The following is a 14,660-nucleotide window of genomic DNA, read 5'->3' as shown; positions in this document are numbered from 1 at the left end:
CAGTGGATATTGATGCGCTGGCGTAAATCAACCCCCCCAGAGGCCGGGGTGACCGTCGCCCCTGAAAAAAAATTGGTTCCGCCTCGATTGAGTCCAACTGCGGAACGGATTTCTCCGAGGAGGCTGACGCGCAGCGGCACCTGGGAACGTGTTCAGATTGCCGGCCGGATGGCATGCGAATTGGAGCAGTGTCCCAACGGTTGGTGTAATTTCCGGCGGTAGCGCGGGCTGAGCGGAGCCTTCGCGTAGCGAAGCGAGGCCCACGCGAGCCGCTTGGCGGCCACGGTTGTTCTTCGGCTAAGGTTTGGTTTGCCGACCTTCGCTGCATCCAGCACGAACAGGAAAAGAGCGGGACTTTGCCGCCATTGCCCTTCCGCGTGTTTGCTGACGCAGCATCCGCTCGCAGGCGCGGCACGCTCATCGCTGCGTTGCAGCCGATGTCGCAGCATCGGTCATTCGAAACCACGACGAAGCCCAAATCTCAAACTGTCTTTTCGCTGCAACCAGGATCGATCATCGAGGAGCGGGACAAACCCAACTTTTCCCAAGCCGCTCGCACGCCAGTGTTCGGCCCAAGTGCGCAAAGCGCCCTTCTGTAAAGACGAAAAACCTACGTTTAATTCGGGCAAAGTTCATGGAGCGATACCGGGCTGGCAATGCCTTTCAACCTACGTGTTCCGATGGGTGAGGAATTTTCAGGAGAAAATCGCGTTACGAATGCCTCTGTGGCGAGATATTCGACGCCGAATGCGCGGGTTTCCTCAAGACACCGGGCGGCTACATTCACCGCCTCGCCGATAATGGTGAAATCCAGACGCTCACTCGACCCGATATTGCCGTACAGAACTTCGCCGAAATGCAAGCAGAGGCCGTGCTGCAGGGCCTTCTCACCTGCTTCCATTCGCGCGGAATTCAGCATGTTGAGCCTCTGACTGATGGCGGCGATTGCTTCTTGCGGCCGCGGTTCAGGCGATCCGGGTAAGTTAACTGGAAAGAAGGCTAGAACAGCGTCGCCGATAAATTTCAGTATGTGGCCGCCATTCTCTTCAATCGGAGCGACAAGGCAGTCGAAATAGCTGTTTAGCAGGCTGACCGTCTCTGCCGGCTTCAATTGCGCCGAAAGGCTGCTGAAGTCATGAAGATCCGCAAACAGCACGACAGCCTCGACCAGTTGGCCTTCCCCAAGGCGAATTTCGCCGCGCATGACCTGGCTGCCGGCATGCCGGCCCAGGTACGTCCGCAGGGCGGTGTCGAGGTTTTCGACGGCAACAAACCGCTCCAGCAGCGCGGCCAGGAGATCTGCCAGCCGGCGGAAGGCTGCGAGGCAGCCTTTCGAAAATCCGCCTGGTTGGCGCGTTGCAATCGAAAGCGTGTTGATTGTGCCGCCGCTGAAGCGCAACGGGATAATGAGATAGTCGGTGAAACCGTCAAGCCGAAGCTCATCATAGAGGTTGCAGCGCGACGGCGGGGTGTTTTGGAGGTCTGGAACACGCAACTCAGTACCCGTGGTATGAACGTGATGATCCGGAGAGGAACGGTATCCCTGCCTGTTCTTAAGCCCATGCGGCCATTCGATAACGCGCACCCGGTCGTCCTTGGCGAGCCACAGGTAAGTACGTGCCCGAAAATCCGGATGCAGCGGTTGCACGCTCACAAAGAGGCGTTCTACCCGCAATGGTGCCGCGGACAGAAGCTGCCCGAACTTTCGGATAGCTGCTTGGGCGTCCTCTGAACTGGCACCGTGTTCCGCTAGACACAGTGCAAGCTGGCCGGTGTCACACCCAATTTCATCAGGTGGGTTTGGTGTATGTCGGCAGTTCAGGTCAGTCATGGTCCCATCTCAGGAAGCCCGTTAGCTCGTTCAAATAGTCTCCAGGGGTCAAGCGAGCGGTCTATTTGCGGTGCGCAGCGCGTATTCGTGCAATCCACGCCCACAAGGCAAGCACAGTGGCGCCCGACAGCAGTATGAGTGAACCCATTCTGGACGAGAGAAACATGCTTGCGCTCGATGCATATCCTTCGACTGAATACGCGATTTCGTCTGCCCATGACGCGTTATCGAAGAAAAGCCTTCCCCAATAGAGGGCGATGTAGAGACCGGCCAGCAGTGTCAGAGTGCCGGCTGCCCGTCGCAAGAACACGGTGTGATCTTGAACTAGCTTCAGCAATCCCGAACCTGCGAGCCTTCCGCCCACTGCGACCAGTGTCAAAACGGAGGCTGCCCCGGCCAGGTATGCCAAAAAGCCTGACAAAGAAATCTCGCTCTCCAGAAGAAAGGACAGACCCGCGACAGACATGAACACCGGCAGTGTGCAGGAGATAGACGCGAGCCCATAGGAAAGGCCAAATCCGAACGCGCCATAGCGGGTGCTAACTCGGCGGCATTTTTCAATGACTGGAATTCCCGGAAACCGGATCGACGCAATCCAGCTGATGCCGATCAATGCCAGTGTTAATCCCAGTGTCACACCGATCCACGGCAGCGCCGACCCGAGCCAATCGGAGCCGGCGGCAAGCAGGCCCCCGGCAACCAAGAATATGGAAACGAAGCCGAGCGAAACCAGGCCGCCTGAACCCAACGCCCGGACTAGGCGTTCGGCTGCCGGGCGGTCTTCGTGTGCCGCCATTTCATGGGCAAACCACGCTGGCAAAAGGGCAAAGCCGCAGGGGTTGACCGTCGCAACCGCGCCTGCAGTGAACCCATAAAGGACGAGTGAACTCACGGTGCAGCTCCCTTGGCCGGTGCTTGAAGGAATGGCCGGAAGGTTGCAGCCCCGAGGCGCACACCTTGAGCCAGCGAAAGATCGAACCCCCGCGCAGAGGGCGGTTGGGAGCGTTTCCAGGCATCGAGGTGATCGGGGCTGCAGAACAGCAGCATCGACTTGCACTGGGTGTCAGCCGCACAGGCCCCGACGTCCTTTACGCCAGTCCAGACCCGAGGATCGGGCTCGGAGGCATGGTCGAGCGTGAGACCATCGGCTAATACTCCCAAGCTGACACGAGCCCGGCAAGTTGGGCACAGACAGGTGACTTCGGCTGGTTCGCGGGCCATGGCCGCGGTGCCCAGTGCATCGACCGCACAGATCGCATGGACCTTCACCCCGCCCACGCGCACCAGGAAATCGGTTGGACGGGTTGAAAACGGATAAGCCAAGGCAATCTCTCCGCCGCGCGCATGCACAAGATCGCGCCGTCCCAGATCGGCAAGAGTTTCAGCGGAAAATTGGGAAATTGGAGGCGGTGCGCCATCAGCCAGAAACGCCTGCAGGATCGCTTGATGAGCCTGCCGCGCCGCAGGCGAGAGCCCGCCCCAGCGCGCGGCCAGCCGCGCGTTGCTCATGAGTGCGGACAGAGCTTCTAGGACTTTTGGGTCCGAAAGGGTCGAAGTGTCCGGAAAATAGGTTTCAGCGGTCATTTCCGTCAATCTCACTTTCCTTTGGGTGAACTGCATGGGCCTTGCCCCACTTCCGTTCCGGCAGTGCTAACGGCATGGTTCGGCGAGTAAAACAAGCTTGACATCGATTGCTGGCTGGCTGCCTTTGGAGGCAGGATAGCATCACCACTGCGGAGTTCAGGCGAGCGCGCGCCGGCATTCTGCGATGGTAAAGTGGCTCTGATCGAAAGCACTCGCCACAACAGCCAGCCTGCTGCCAAAACCAGGAGGAGTACGCCTCCAAGCTTGACCGCAGGGTGGGCCATCAGTGACAAGAACCCGCCAAGCGAAAATGCGCCGGTGGCCAGCAGGAGCCCACCACAGCAGATGAGTTTGAGCGCGACCAGCGCAGCTAGCGGGCCTTTTCTACCATCATCCTTCATCATCATCGCTCCTTTTGGTTGCTCAGAGATACTTGCCCCCGCGCTCCGTGACAGCGATGACACCCAAGGCGCCAATTCCGATCATTGCACCAAGCCATTTCCACCCCTGGCTTCCGAGGTCCACCACCCCATACCCGTGTGTCAGCACCACCAGCGCCATCGCGAGAAAGTATGGCCCGGTCCAGAAGCAATGACGCCGCCCGCAGCGGCGCGCATTCCAGAGACAGGCCGCCCCCATCCAGACGAGAGCCCCGGCCCAGACCCATGTCTTGACCGGATGCGCACTGCCGAACACGGCAAGCATTGCCACCGCCGGAGCCCCCCAACCTAACAGCACACCATGGCAACTGGAGAGAAGATCCGTGGTGTACCCGCGTCTCACGTCGTCATCCCGCACAGCAGCTGAGTTTCGCCACATCCTTGTCGAAGGTCTGTGCCGCCAGTTTCAGCCCTTCGACCGTGGTCAGATAGGGAAAGAGCGTCTCGCCGAGCGCCTTGGTGGTCATGCCGAACTTGAGCGCCATGGCCAGCGTCTGGATCGTGTCAGAACCCTCGGGTGCTGCGATCTGACCACCCAGCAGGCGGTCGGTCTTGGCATCCGCCACCAGCTTGATCACGCCGCGGGTATCGCGCGCCGCCGCCGCGCGCGGCACGTTGTCGAGCGTAATCACGCTGGTCTTGACCTCGTGCCCGGCTGCTTTCGCCTCGTCCTCCGAGAGACCAACACCAGCCACTTGCGGGTCGGTGAACACCACCCAGGGCATCGCGGCATTGTCATAGCGCATTGGCTCCAGTCCCAGAGCGTTGTTGATCGCCACCTTGGCGCCATAGGCCGCCATGTAGACGAATTGGTCGCGGTCAGTGACATCGCCTGCCGCCCAGACGCCCTTCCCTGTGGTGGCCATGTCCGGGCCGACCTTGATCGACCCGCGCGCATCGGTTTCGATGCCCAGTTCTGCCAGTCCAAGTCCGTCAGCGTTGGCCACCCGGCCGGTGGTCACAACGAACCGTTCCGCTGTCAGCGCCTCGGTCTTGCCATCGCGTTCGATGGTCAGGGTGACACCGCCCGGGCCTTGCGCGACAGAGGTGTAAGCCAGGCCGGTTTCGACCGTGATGCCTTCCGCCTTCAGCGCCTCGGTCAGCGCCTCGGCCACCTCAGGTTCGGCGCCGGGCAAAAAACGCGAACGGGTGACAAGCGTGACCTTCACCCCGAGCCTTGACGCCATCTGCGCAAGCTCGCAGCCGATATAACCGCCGCCCAGCACCATGACGCTCTCGGGGCGTGCGGGCAGGGTCAGAAGGCCGGTAGAATCCAGCACGTCCACCTCAGCGATGCCTTCGATTTCCGGCAATTGCGAGCGGGATCCAGTGGCGATCAGGACGCGGGGAGCGGAAAGCAAACGGCGGCCAGCTTGAACCCCGCCCTCGACGAGACGGGCGGCACCTTCTTCAATGTAAGTCACATTGTCATAGGCGGGCAGCAGATCTAGATACTTCTTCTGCCGCATCTCGACGACCAGTTCGGTCGTGCCTTTCACCACCGCGCCCCAGTCGACTGCGTGGGAGCAGGACTCGACGCCTGGGAACCGTGCAGCCGAGGTGCCGCCATGAACTGCTTCGGCGGCTCGGATCATCGCCTTCGACGGTACGCAACCGACGTTCACGCAGGTGCCGCCGATCGTACCGTGTCCTACAAGGGCCACTCGCTTGCCGGCCTCGGCCGCGGTGATTGAGGCGGAGAAACCTGCCGAGCCCGCACCCACCACGATCAGGTCAAATGCGTTGCCATCAGTACCTGCCGGACCGCAACAATCATGGGTTTCAACCTTTTGCTCCATCATCATCTTCCTCTGTTTCCTAATAGGGCCATCACGTCCGTGTGGCCTCGGTTGTTTTTTGGCCATCGATCCGATGCCGGTGGTGTAGCTGGGATAGGCGAAGATCATCGCCTTTTTCTGGTTGGCGGTCAGTCCGGCGCCTATGATCTTGACGAACAGGTTGATCTGATCCTCGGCTTCCGGTCCGACCAAGGTGATGCCACAACTCACCTTCATTCTAGATGCGCCGTTCCGAAATCTACGGTTGGGAGAAGTCCTGACTGCTCCCTGTCTCGGGGCGCTTGGTCAGGAGGTAGACGATTGAACCGATTGCGATCAGCGGCGTGGTGATTGAAACCATCCAGGACACCGCGCCGAAAAAGTTGAAATAACAACAGCCCATCATTTGCGGTGCCATCGGCATCATATCGTCTATAGGGGGCATCATCTCCTAGTTCCTTTGCGATTGGGTATTGCGAGCGTTCTTTCGCCACAGTGCGTAGATCGTCAGCAGGATGAAAATTCCGAGCGCGGGAAGCAGCACAAAATCTAAGTATCCGACGACGGCGGCAAGACCGACGGCGGCGAAGAGGACGACAAGTAAAGGTGTAAAGCAGCACAGCGCGGCGATGACCGTGCCGATGAGGCCGACCTTCAGGAGGCCATTCGAGGATTTTTCTTCTGTATTCATGTATCTTCCGTTTCCAAGCGTGCGGGAAACCCGCCCGGCGAAGGGGCTGTTTCCCTGATGAAATGGACACGGCCACTGCCGCAAAGGCCTACGAAGTCCGTCCGCTTCGCTGCCGGTTCGCGGTTTCGGCAGAGTCTAGGCTGACTTTCGTGTCGTGCCGGCAGCATGAGTCTTCTGACGCGCTGTCGGCATGTGCTGGGCGTCTCCGTTTGATCTCTCGAAAGACCAGCATGGCACCAACGGCAGCGATCACAGTCGCGATGCCACCGAGCCCGGACAACCACCCGCCTATCCCGCCAAGAATAGCGGCGAGGATTACGCCACCACCACCGCAACAGATCAGCATGATCGGAGCAGCAATGACGAAGGCCAGAAGACCTCCCATGTGCCTGTCACTCATGGCCTTCCCCTTCCTTCGAGCCTCAGGAATCGTCTGGCTGAAGGACTTCAGCCGGGTAGCCATTGGCCAGAACCGCATTGATGATCATGTCAGGGTCCGCCGCCTGGTCGTCGTAGGCCACCACATAAATTCCTTCGCCCCAGGACCGGCCTTCAAGAATGTCGACGATCTCGACGGAGGGTACGCCGCGCATGGCAGCCGCCACAGTAAAGGAACAGGAGGGGCAAGTCAGTTCGCCGACCCCGACAGTGATGCGCTGTTCGGCGGCACTGGCGGGAACCGCTGCGAGCACTCCCAGAGCTGAAAGGGTAAGAAGGATGTTTTTCATAATGCGGGCCCTTCAGTAAGATAGAATGTAGGGGGTGAGGTAGGGAAAGATCATCGCAACGGCGACGATGACAGTCGCAATCCAAAGAATGGATCGCATGAGCGTCCGGTTCATGGGGCGCGCGCAGGTTCCATCGGCGCAGGCTTCGGCCGGTATTGGGCGGTAGGCCTTGTAAAAGCCATAACCAATGAATGCTGCGCTCAGCGCAAAGGTGATCCACTTGTACTGATAAAGCGCGCCCAACTGGGCGATGAACACGCCAGTGACGCCGAAGCTGACCAGCACCAGTGGCAGAATGCAGCATGAGGTCATGGCCAACGCACCGAGTACTCCCAGCCCGGTAGTCGCCCAAGCCTTTCGGTCGGCATCCGGTTTTTCCTCAAGTGCCGTTGCCCGGCCTGCGGATGTGGTTTCAGTCATGTTTCGAGTTGTCCTTGCCTCGTTGATGACTTCAACCTACGGTCTGTAGTCAGTACAGGCTCAAGGGGGTCCAACGTGAAAACTCATCACAGAATGGTGAAGGTCATCCGGCGCGGGGATTTAGCGCGAATGACAGGATGCAACTTGGAGACCATCCGGTATTACGAAAAAATCGGCGTCATGCCGGAACCGCCCCGCACATCCAAGAATTACCGCGCCTATGACGAAAGCCATGTCGGGCGCTTGCGCTTCATCATGCGTGCGCGCGAATTGGGCTTCACGCTCGAAGAGATCCGCGATCTGCTCGCGCTCGTCGATGGCGGGGCACAGACCTGCGGGGAGGTGCAGGTTCTTGCGAATACTCATCTCGACTCTGTCCGCGCCAAGATTGCCGATCTCAAACGCATCGAGCACGTTCTGTCTTCCACAGTGGCGCAATGCACCGGTGACGACGTACCGGAGTGCCCTGTGATCGACGCGCTGACAGAGGTAACCTAAATGATGAGCGACAACCACGTTGTCCGGCACCGACAACCTCGGTGGCCGCTGCCTGGAGCCGAAGGGAGGGCGTAGCCCGACCGTAGGCTGCAGGCAGCGGCTTGGCCCTCTGAGGAAGGGGGATTTGGTGGGGTGCTGGCCGCTGCGGACCGGTAGGGTCGAGATCTCTATTTCCCAAAGGAGGTCCCGCCGTGCCGGGCAAACCCGTCACCGACCAGCAAATGAGATACTACATGACTGACCGTCTTCATTACAGCCAGCGCATTGCCGCCGCCCGGGCAGGGTTCAGCGAGCGTACTGCGCGCCGCATAGATGCCGATCCCCGGCTGCCGTCACAGCGCAAATCCGCCCGGGGCCGCACCGTGCCCGATCCGCTTGAGGCAGTGTGGGAGCCAGTGCTGCTCCCGATCCTCGAACGTGATCCTGCCGTTCAGGCTGTGACGCTCCTGCGCCACCTGCAGATGACCGACCCGGATGCGTTTCCCGATGACCGGGTCCGCCGGACCCTGGAACGCCGCGTTCGCGACTGGCGCGCCCTGCACGGGCCCGAGCGCGACGTGATTTTCAGGCAGACGCCCGAGCCGGGCCGCATGGCGCTGTCGGATTTCACCGACGCCAGCGAACTGGGAGTGACGATCGCGGGCAAGCCGTTGCAGCATCGGCTGTTCCACTTTGTGCTGGCCTACAGCGGCTGGGAGCATGCTGCCGTGGTGCTGGGCGGGGAAAGCTTTACAGCACTGTCCGAGAACCTCCAGAACGCGCTCTGGACCCTGGGCGGCGTGACGCACGAACACCGCACAGACAGCCTTTCAGCCGCCTACCGCAATCTCGATGCGGATGCCGCGGCGGATGTCACCAAGCGCTATGAGGCCTTCTGCGCCCATTATGGCATGATCGCGAGCCGCAACAATCCGGGCGAGGCGCATGAGAACGGCGCGGTCGAAGCCCACAACAACCACCTCAAAACTGCTCTGGATCAGGCCCTGATCCTGCGCGGCTCCCGGGACTTCTCCGAACTTGCCGGCTGGCGCCGTTTTGTTGACGAACTCGTCGCCCGCCGCAACCGGCGGCGCGAGGCTGCCGTGCGCACCGAGATGGCAGAGCTGCGGCCGCTGCCCGCACGGCGCACCACCGATTTCACTGAAGTGGTCGCCCGCGTCACGAAGACGGGCGGCTTCCTCGTTCACAGCGTCTTCTATTCCGCCCCCTCCCAGCTCATCGGCAAGCGCCTGCGCATCCATGTCTACGACGACCGGATCGAAGCTTTCCTCGGGGCCACCCATGTCGTCAGCCACCCCCGGCAGCGCGGTCGCAGTGACGGCGTGCGTGTCCATTGCGTCAACTATCGCCATGTTATCCACGCGCTGCGCCGCAAGCCGCAGGCACTTGCCGGGTCGGTCTACCGCGAGGGGCTCTTCCCCAGATCGGAGTATGCCGAGGCCTGGGCCGCGCTTTCCGCAGCATTGCCCCGCAAAGACGCCTGCCGCCGGATGGTCGATCTGCTCTGGCTCGCCCATGACGAAGGATGTGAGGCTGGTCTCGCCGCGCTGATTGCCAAAACCCTCGCGCAAGGCAATCTCCCGGAGGCCGGCACCCTGAAACAGCGCCTGGTGCCGCGCCGGCGCGCGCTGCCGGAGGATCCGCCTGTGCAACTCACTGACCTGGCCAGCTTTGACGCGCTGCTGGAGGGCCGCGCATGACCGCTCCCATTGCTCCGCGCCCCGTTGATGTCCATGCCTTGCCTGCCATGCTCACCGCATTGCGCCTCCCCAGCTTCCTGCGGCATTGGCCGGCGCTGGCCGAGCGTGCAAATACCGAAGGCTGGCCTGCCGCACGCTTCCTCGCGGCCCTTGCTGAAATTGAGATCGCCGAACGGGATGCCCGCCGCATCCAGCGCCACCTGCAGCAATCCCGGCTGCCCGGCGGGAAGACCCTCGCCATGCTCGACTTCAAGGCCCTTCCGGGCGTGCCCCGCGCGCACATCGAGGCACTGGCGGCAGGAGACTGGGTCGAAACCGGCGCCAATCTCATTGCCATCGGCAACTCGGGCACTGGCAAAACCCATGTTCTCTGCGCTATTGGGCACGCTCTGATCGAGGCCGGAAAACGCGTTCTTTACAGCACAACAACCGACATGGTGCAGCGGCTTCAGGCCGCCCGCCGCGACCTCACCCTGGAGGCCGCCCTCACCAAGCTGGACAAGTTCGATCTGATCATTCTCGACGACATAACCTATGCGCAGAAAGATCAGGCCGAGAGCTCTGTCCTCTTCGAACTCATCGCCCGGAGATATGAAACCCGAAGCCTCGCGATCGCCGCCAACCAGCCCTTCAGCGCCTGGGACCGCATCTTCCCAGACCAGGCCGTGACCGTCGCTGCAATCGACAGGCTCGTCCATCACGCCACCATCCTTGAGATGAATGGCGAAAGCTATCGCCGCCTCGCTGCCGCAAGCCGGCGAACCACTGAGGTTGTCGCCGGAGCGACAACCTCCAGCGACAGCAACGAGCAAACAAAAACGGAAAGTGAAAAGGAGGAAAACGCCGACTAACCGATCAGATCGCAGCGGTCAAAACCGGCCACCGAGGTTGTCGGTACCGGACAAGGAGGTTGACGCCCTACACCTAAATGATCGCCGATTGAGGATGCCCGCACCCGCAATCCAGACAGGCAGTGGAACCGGCGCGATCACAAGGATCAAAGTGACGACGGTCGCTGTCTTTGAAATAAGCCGCTCAGTCCAGTAACCAGAAATGCGCCGCCACCGATCAGGGTGGCAACGCCAAACCAGGCATTCGCCGACAACCCCGCAACGTGTCGGGCTCGACAAGATATTCCGGCCAAAAGGGTGATCAGAATGATCTCGGCCTCAGGCAGTTCAGGCCGGAGACGCGATCCTCCGCCGCTTCCTGACGGGTTGAATGCCCGCATCCGGGCCCTCGTTCTAACCAGGCAGCGCTTCACGCCAGTAGCCCCATTACATCAGGGTAATGAGGAAGTCGTTGATCTGAGCTTCATTCACAACAACGATCCATGATATTGCGATGAGTACTGTGCTGCCCGTCAACCACCACTTCAGATGGGAAATTGAGCCCCTTCGGTACGAAACAGTCCATGCCGAAAGTAAGACTGCCGTTGAGATACCAAGGACGTAGTAGCTTGCGGCGGCGATTTTACCAAATATTGCAAGCCAGCTTCCACCAAGTCCGAATAAAATCATCGTCATTGGCAAAACGCAGCATGCCGCAACACCAAGTGATGAGAGCGATCCGACGTAGCTGGCCCAGATTGACTTTTTCATGAATTCACCTCACGCCAAAGAGCGAACATACCATGGGAACGCTTATGCACCCTGTAGCAACCACAGGATCAAGAAGAGATTCTTCACGTGATCGCGATTGAAGAAACTTACAACGGAGGGGCTTATTCAGGCCTTATTATTGGCTGCCGTTCACGTTGTTGCGCTCGATCTGGCAACCTGTTGACTCCGTACTACTGTACGGAGTCTATCCTTACGAAAACTGTGGTGAGCTATGGCACGGGGAATGACCATTGGCCGCGCCGCCGATGAGGCTGGCGTCGGCGTCGAGACCATCCGCTTTTATGAGCGCAAGGGATTGATCGAACAACCTCTGCGCCCAAGCGGCGGCGGCTATCGCGAATATGATCGCAAGACGGTGGAGCGCATCCGCTTCATCCAACAGGCGCAGGACCTAGGCTTTACGCTGCGGGAAATTGCCGAACTGCTGGCGCTGAGAACGGACAGGCAGGCAGATTGCGCCGATGTGCGCGACCAGGCAATTGCTAAGCGCGAGGAGGTCGAATGCAAGATCGCACGGCTTGAAGAGATACGGGCCGCTCTCGACGCGGTAATAGCTACATGTCCGGGCGGCGGGAGCCTCAATTCCTGCACGATTATGGAAGCGCTGAGTAGTCAACGCGCAAAGGCCACGGCTATCATTGAGCCTTCTGAATAATGGAATTCGGCTTGTTCAACCTTCTGGTCCTGCCGGTTGGCCTAGGTCTATTCGGCTTCATCGAACCGTGTTCAATCGGATCGAGCCTGATTTTCATCAAGTATCTGGAAGGCAAACCGGGGGCGCGAAAACTCTCTGAAACGATGCTTTTCGCTCTGACCCGGGCACTGTTCATCGGCGGGCTCGGGGCGGTGGCGGTTCTGGCCGGTGCCGCCTTCACAGGGTTTCAGCGCGGTGCCTGGATCGTGCTCGGGGCCGGGTATGCGGCAATCGGCATCCTGTATCTCGCCGGGCGTGCCGGATTTCTGATGCGGACCATCGGCCCCCGGCTGGCCGGGTTGAACGGCGCGCGCGGCTCGGTCGGGCTCGGTCTGATCTTCGGCCTCAACATTCCTGCCTGCGCCGCGCCCCTGCTTTTGGTGTTGCTTGGCCTTGCGGGCGCCAGCGGGGCGAGTGGCAACGCCGTTCTGGGGGGCTTCGTTTCGCTTGGCGTCTTCGGTCTGGCGCTGTCCCTGCCACTCGTCGCGGCCGCCGCCTTTGCGCCGGCGCGCCGGCTCATTGACCGGCTGGCCGCGCTGTCGGACAGAATGCCGTTCTGGGCGGGGATCCTCCTCATCGCCCTTGGCCTGTGGTCAATCTGGTTTGGCATCTTCGCGGCGCTGCCCGCCCCCGCCTGAATTTCTCATCTGCGCCCCTTGACTCCGTATCACGGTACGGGCCGCAAAATGGCCTTCGAAACGGTTTCCACAAGGGAGCCGGAGGAAACGGAGGCTGTCATGAAGTTACTCTCCAGATACGCGCGAACCGGCATCACAACGCTTTTCGCAGGGGCTATAGTCGCTTCGACCTACTCCCCCTTGCCAGTTCACGCCGAAGAAGAATTTCACTACAACCAGACCAGCGTAGCACCAGCGGTCTATTTCGCGGCGCTGTCCAACCTTGCCAATGCGGTGATGTTTTCAGGTTTGGGCGAGGCACTGGTGATCTCTCCCTATGAGCGCGACGAATGGCTGAGGCGTGCGGGTTTCGTCACGCGGCCCGCTATGCCGGACATGGCGGCGGTTGGGCCGCTCTATGCCGGGGCTGAGCCGCGCTTTGCCGATACGCCGGATTTTGCAGCTCCCGCGACATTGGCCTGGGACCGGTCCGCCTTTGACTGGACGCTGGACCCCGCTGCGCAAGCCTGGGTAATGGTCAAGATCACCAGCCCCGAATTTCACCTGCAATTCCACGACATGCCTGAAAACAAGCTGGCAGGGCTGATGATGATCCCGCAGGCCCGGGCACAAGCGCAGACGCTTGAGGGGCGGCTGACGAACGGCGAGGGGCTTTTTGCCGCGCTCTCGCCCGAAGGCGCCTTTAGCACGGCGGATCCGCGCGATCAGGTCGCTGCACTCTGGGCAGTATCGAACCTTGTTCTGGCCGGGACCTCCTTGCGCGACGACTACTGGCACGCCGCCTATCGCGATCTGACGGATCCGGACAGCTACCGCAGCCTATTGCGCCGGGCCTTCGCGGCTGTCGGTGCGCTGCCGCCCGAGACCCCGGGCGGCCGTGGCCTGGCCATCGCGGCATTGGGGCGTTTCGCCATTGCCAGCGCTGACGAAACACAGCGCAGAGAGGCTTTGGCGCTTGCTCGGCAACATGCCGAAAGGCTGACCGTCGATCCCGGCACGGGTATCGAGGACCTGGCGCTCGCGGTTTTTGGGTTGACCGAGGCAGGACGGCTACTGACCGAGCCGGCTTTCACGGAGGCCGCGCGAGGGATCTTCAACGACCAACTGCTGCCGCTCTGGGACGACGCGGCAGGACTGTTCCGGCAGGGTGAGGCGTCGCAATCTTATGGTCCTCGCTCGGCCGGGGCCGTGGTGGCAGCGTTGAATGCAATGCGCTGGCATGGGGAAACTGTCCAAGCGGACATAGCGGCAGCGCTGTTTCCGCGCTTCTTCGAGGCGGTGATCGTCCGATCCGGCCTAATGCAGGCCAGTCCGCTGCCGCTGGTGGCCGCCTCCTATCTGGAAGGCGTGCCGCCCGAGCATTTCGCCCACCCCGCCTTGCCGGAGGCGGATGCTTCGGCACCGGTCTTCGCCTCGGAAGTAATATTTGAGGATGGCACATGGCGGATCACCGACCCGGCCTTCCGAACCGGCGACGCGCTGTTTCTGTCCAACATGCTGGCGCTCCGGAGCGAGGACGGGCGGAGCGATCTGTTCCTCTCCGACGACCTGCTGGCCGCCCTGAGGAGATGACGCCATGACCACTGCAACTTCGGCCCGCGGCACCCTGCAACTCAAGATCGGCGGCATGAGCTGTTCATTCTGCGCAAATTCCATCTCCTCGGCGCTCAAGCGGGACAGGGGCGTCAAGGAGGCGCATGTGTCGCTCGCGCATGAAGAAGTACTGATCCGCTTCGCGCCGGCAGAGACCGACGAGACCCGGATCAAGCGCACGCTGACCGATCTGGGCTTCACTATCCGGGATCCGCGTAAGGTGAGCGCTTACGAGGAACAAAAACGCGCAATCCGCGAGGAAGCGGCGGACCTGGCCATGGCCGCCGTCGTCGCGCTTGTTCTGTTTGCGGCTATGGTGGCGATGTGGCTGGGTTGGTGGCAAATGCGCGACTGGCATGTCTGGACTGCTTGGGCGATTGCTACCTTCGTTTTCCTCTGGAACGGGCGGCGCATTACCCGCATGGCCTGGGGCGCGGCGAAAC

Annotated in this window: 18 protein-coding genes; 7 read left to right on the top strand and 11 right to left on the bottom strand. The window is 61.0% G+C overall.

Features of this window, described 5'->3' with window-relative positions; all coding sequences use genetic code 11:
* Nucleotides 1–616 precede the first annotated feature (616 nt).
* The 10 genes from VOI29_RS14890 to VOI29_RS14845 form a co-directional block, all read right to left on the bottom strand.
* The gene (locus tag VOI29_RS14890) at nucleotides 617–1,831 is read right to left on the bottom strand and encodes an adenylate/guanylate cyclase domain-containing protein (RefSeq protein ID WP_323780153.1); all 1,215 of its coding nucleotides are present in this window, start codon (nucleotides 1,829–1,831) and stop codon (nucleotides 617–619) included.
* Between the two features lie 61 nt (nucleotides 1,832–1,892).
* Entirely contained in the window at nucleotides 1,893–2,723 is an 831-nt protein-coding gene (locus VOI29_RS14885; RefSeq protein WP_323780150.1) for a cytochrome c biogenesis CcdA family protein, read from the bottom strand.
* Nucleotides 2,720–3,451: an organomercurial lyase gene (merB, locus tag VOI29_RS14880; protein WP_323780147.1), complete on the bottom strand. Its 732-nt coding sequence runs from the start codon at nucleotides 3,449–3,451 to the stop codon at nucleotides 2,720–2,722. Before merB ends, VOI29_RS14885 begins: the two co-directional genes overlap by 4 nt.
* Nucleotides 3,427–3,822, bottom strand: a complete 396-nt coding sequence (locus VOI29_RS14875; RefSeq protein ID WP_323780144.1) for a hypothetical protein — start codon at nucleotides 3,820–3,822, stop codon at nucleotides 3,427–3,429. Before VOI29_RS14875 ends, merB begins: the two co-directional genes overlap by 25 nt.
* A 16-nt stretch (nucleotides 3,823–3,838) precedes the next feature.
* Nucleotides 3,839–4,120 carry a hypothetical protein gene (locus VOI29_RS14870; protein WP_323780161.1) on the bottom strand — a complete coding sequence of 94 codons (282 nt, stop codon included), beginning with the start codon at nucleotides 4,118–4,120 and terminating at the stop codon, nucleotides 3,839–3,841.
* An 82-nt stretch (nucleotides 4,121–4,202) separates the two neighbouring features.
* Nucleotides 4,203–5,660 carry a mercury(II) reductase gene (merA, locus tag VOI29_RS14865; protein ID WP_416361535.1) on the bottom strand — a complete coding sequence of 486 codons (1,458 nt, stop codon included), beginning with the start codon at nucleotides 5,658–5,660 and terminating at the stop codon, nucleotides 4,203–4,205.
* 232 nt (nucleotides 5,661–5,892) lie between these two features.
* The gene (locus tag VOI29_RS14860; RefSeq protein ID WP_323780141.1) at nucleotides 5,893–6,081 is read right to left on the bottom strand and encodes a hypothetical protein; all 189 of its coding nucleotides are present in this window, start codon (nucleotides 6,079–6,081) and stop codon (nucleotides 5,893–5,895) included.
* 3 nt (nucleotides 6,082–6,084) lie between these two features.
* Nucleotides 6,085–6,324, bottom strand: a complete 240-nt coding sequence (gene merF, locus VOI29_RS14855; protein ID WP_323780139.1) for a mercury resistance system transport protein MerF — start codon at nucleotides 6,322–6,324, stop codon at nucleotides 6,085–6,087.
* Nucleotides 6,325–6,746: 422 nt separating this feature from the next.
* The gene (locus VOI29_RS14850; protein WP_323780136.1) at nucleotides 6,747–7,052 is read right to left on the bottom strand and encodes a periplasmic mercury ion-binding protein; all 306 of its coding nucleotides are present in this window, start codon (nucleotides 7,050–7,052) and stop codon (nucleotides 6,747–6,749) included.
* Between the two features lie 12 nt (nucleotides 7,053–7,064).
* Entirely contained in the window at nucleotides 7,065–7,472 is a 408-nt protein-coding gene (locus VOI29_RS14845; protein ID WP_323780133.1) for a mercuric transporter MerT family protein, read from the bottom strand.
* A 93-nt stretch (nucleotides 7,473–7,565) separates the two neighbouring features.
* Between VOI29_RS14845 and VOI29_RS14840 the strand changes: the two genes are divergently transcribed.
* The 3 genes from VOI29_RS14840 (at nucleotide 7,566) to istB (ending at nucleotide 10,521) form a co-directional block, all read left to right on the top strand.
* Entirely contained in the window at nucleotides 7,566–7,970 is a 405-nt protein-coding gene (locus VOI29_RS14840; protein ID WP_323780129.1) for a helix-turn-helix domain-containing protein, read from the top strand.
* Nucleotides 7,971–8,161: 191 nt separating this feature from the next.
* On the top strand, nucleotides 8,162–9,670 hold the full coding sequence (gene istA, locus VOI29_RS14835; RefSeq protein WP_416361534.1) for an IS21 family transposase: 1,509 nt from the start codon (nucleotides 8,162–8,164) through the stop codon (nucleotides 9,668–9,670).
* Nucleotides 9,667–10,521: an IS21-like element helper ATPase IstB gene (gene istB, locus VOI29_RS14830; protein ID WP_323780125.1), complete on the top strand. Its 855-nt coding sequence runs from the start codon at nucleotides 9,667–9,669 to the stop codon at nucleotides 10,519–10,521. The genes istA and istB overlap by 4 nt, the downstream gene beginning before the upstream one ends.
* Before the next feature lie 426 nt (nucleotides 10,522–10,947).
* Here the strand turns inward: istB and VOI29_RS14825 are convergent, their stop codons facing one another.
* On the bottom strand, nucleotides 10,948–11,271 hold the full coding sequence (locus VOI29_RS14825; protein WP_027255794.1) for a hypothetical protein: 324 nt from the start codon (nucleotides 11,269–11,271) through the stop codon (nucleotides 10,948–10,950).
* A 244-nt stretch (nucleotides 11,272–11,515) separates the two neighbouring features.
* Between VOI29_RS14825 and VOI29_RS14820 the strand changes: the two genes are divergently transcribed.
* The 4 genes from VOI29_RS14820 to VOI29_RS14805 form a co-directional block, all read left to right on the top strand.
* Nucleotides 11,516–11,947, top strand: a complete 432-nt coding sequence (locus tag VOI29_RS14820) for a MerR family transcriptional regulator (RefSeq protein ID WP_323780121.1) — start codon at nucleotides 11,516–11,518, stop codon at nucleotides 11,945–11,947.
* Complete coding sequence (locus VOI29_RS14815) at nucleotides 11,947–12,624, top strand: cytochrome c biogenesis protein CcdA (RefSeq protein ID WP_323780118.1); 678 nt, start codon at nucleotides 11,947–11,949, stop codon at nucleotides 12,622–12,624. The genes VOI29_RS14820 and VOI29_RS14815 overlap by 1 nt, the downstream gene beginning before the upstream one ends.
* A 99-nt stretch (nucleotides 12,625–12,723) precedes the next feature.
* Nucleotides 12,724–14,196, top strand: a complete 1,473-nt coding sequence (locus tag VOI29_RS14810; RefSeq protein WP_323780115.1) for a hypothetical protein — start codon at nucleotides 12,724–12,726, stop codon at nucleotides 14,194–14,196.
* Nucleotides 14,197–14,200: 4 nt separating this feature from the next.
* On the top strand, nucleotides 14,201–14,660 hold a 460-nt coding region (locus VOI29_RS14805; protein ID WP_323780112.1), incomplete at its 3' end, for a cation transporter.

Origin of the sequence: Leisingera sp. (genome assembly GCF_034669605.1) — a bacterium.
GTDB lineage: Bacteria > Pseudomonadota > Alphaproteobacteria > Rhodobacterales > Rhodobacteraceae > Leisingera.
Note: the sequence above shows the minus strand (reverse complement) of the source record. Positions and strands in the feature narration are given on the sequence as shown.

Coding starts and splice junctions, on each gene's coding strand:
- VOI29_RS14860 (WP_323780141.1), bottom strand. CDS start 6,081: ATGATGCCCCCTATAGACGATATGATGCCGATGGCACCGCAAATGATG.
- VOI29_RS14810 (WP_323780115.1), top strand. CDS start 12,724: ATGAAGTTACTCTCCAGATACGCGCGAACCGGCATCACAACGCTTTTC.
- VOI29_RS14870 (WP_323780161.1), bottom strand. CDS start 4,120: ATGCTTGCCGTGTTCGGCAGTGCGCATCCGGTCAAGACATGGGTCTGG.
- merB (WP_323780147.1), bottom strand. CDS start 3,451: ATGCAGTTCACCCAAAGGAAAGTGAGATTGACGGAAATGACCGCTGAA.
- VOI29_RS14815 (WP_323780118.1), top strand. CDS start 11,947: ATGGAATTCGGCTTGTTCAACCTTCTGGTCCTGCCGGTTGGCCTAGGT.
- merA (WP_416361535.1), bottom strand. CDS start 5,660: ATGATGATGGAGCAAAAGGTTGAAACCCATGATTGTTGCGGTCCGGCA.
- VOI29_RS14825 (WP_027255794.1), bottom strand. CDS start 11,271: ATGAAAAAGTCAATCTGGGCCAGCTACGTCGGATCGCTCTCATCACTT.
- VOI29_RS14820 (WP_323780121.1), top strand. CDS start 11,516: ATGACCATTGGCCGCGCCGCCGATGAGGCTGGCGTCGGCGTCGAGACC.
- istB (WP_323780125.1), top strand. CDS start 9,667: ATGACCGCTCCCATTGCTCCGCGCCCCGTTGATGTCCATGCCTTGCCT.
- VOI29_RS14890 (WP_323780153.1), bottom strand. CDS start 1,831: ATGACTGACCTGAACTGCCGACATACACCAAACCCACCTGATGAAATT.
- VOI29_RS14875 (WP_323780144.1), bottom strand. CDS start 3,822: ATGATGATGAAGGATGATGGTAGAAAAGGCCCGCTAGCTGCGCTGGTC.
- VOI29_RS14845 (WP_323780133.1), bottom strand. CDS start 7,472: ATGACTGAAACCACATCCGCAGGCCGGGCAACGGCACTTGAGGAAAAA.
- VOI29_RS14840 (WP_323780129.1), top strand. CDS start 7,566: ATGGTGAAGGTCATCCGGCGCGGGGATTTAGCGCGAATGACAGGATGC.
- VOI29_RS14850 (WP_323780136.1), bottom strand. CDS start 7,052: ATGAAAAACATCCTTCTTACCCTTTCAGCTCTGGGAGTGCTCGCAGCG.
- merF (WP_323780139.1), bottom strand. CDS start 6,324: ATGAATACAGAAGAAAAATCCTCGAATGGCCTCCTGAAGGTCGGCCTC.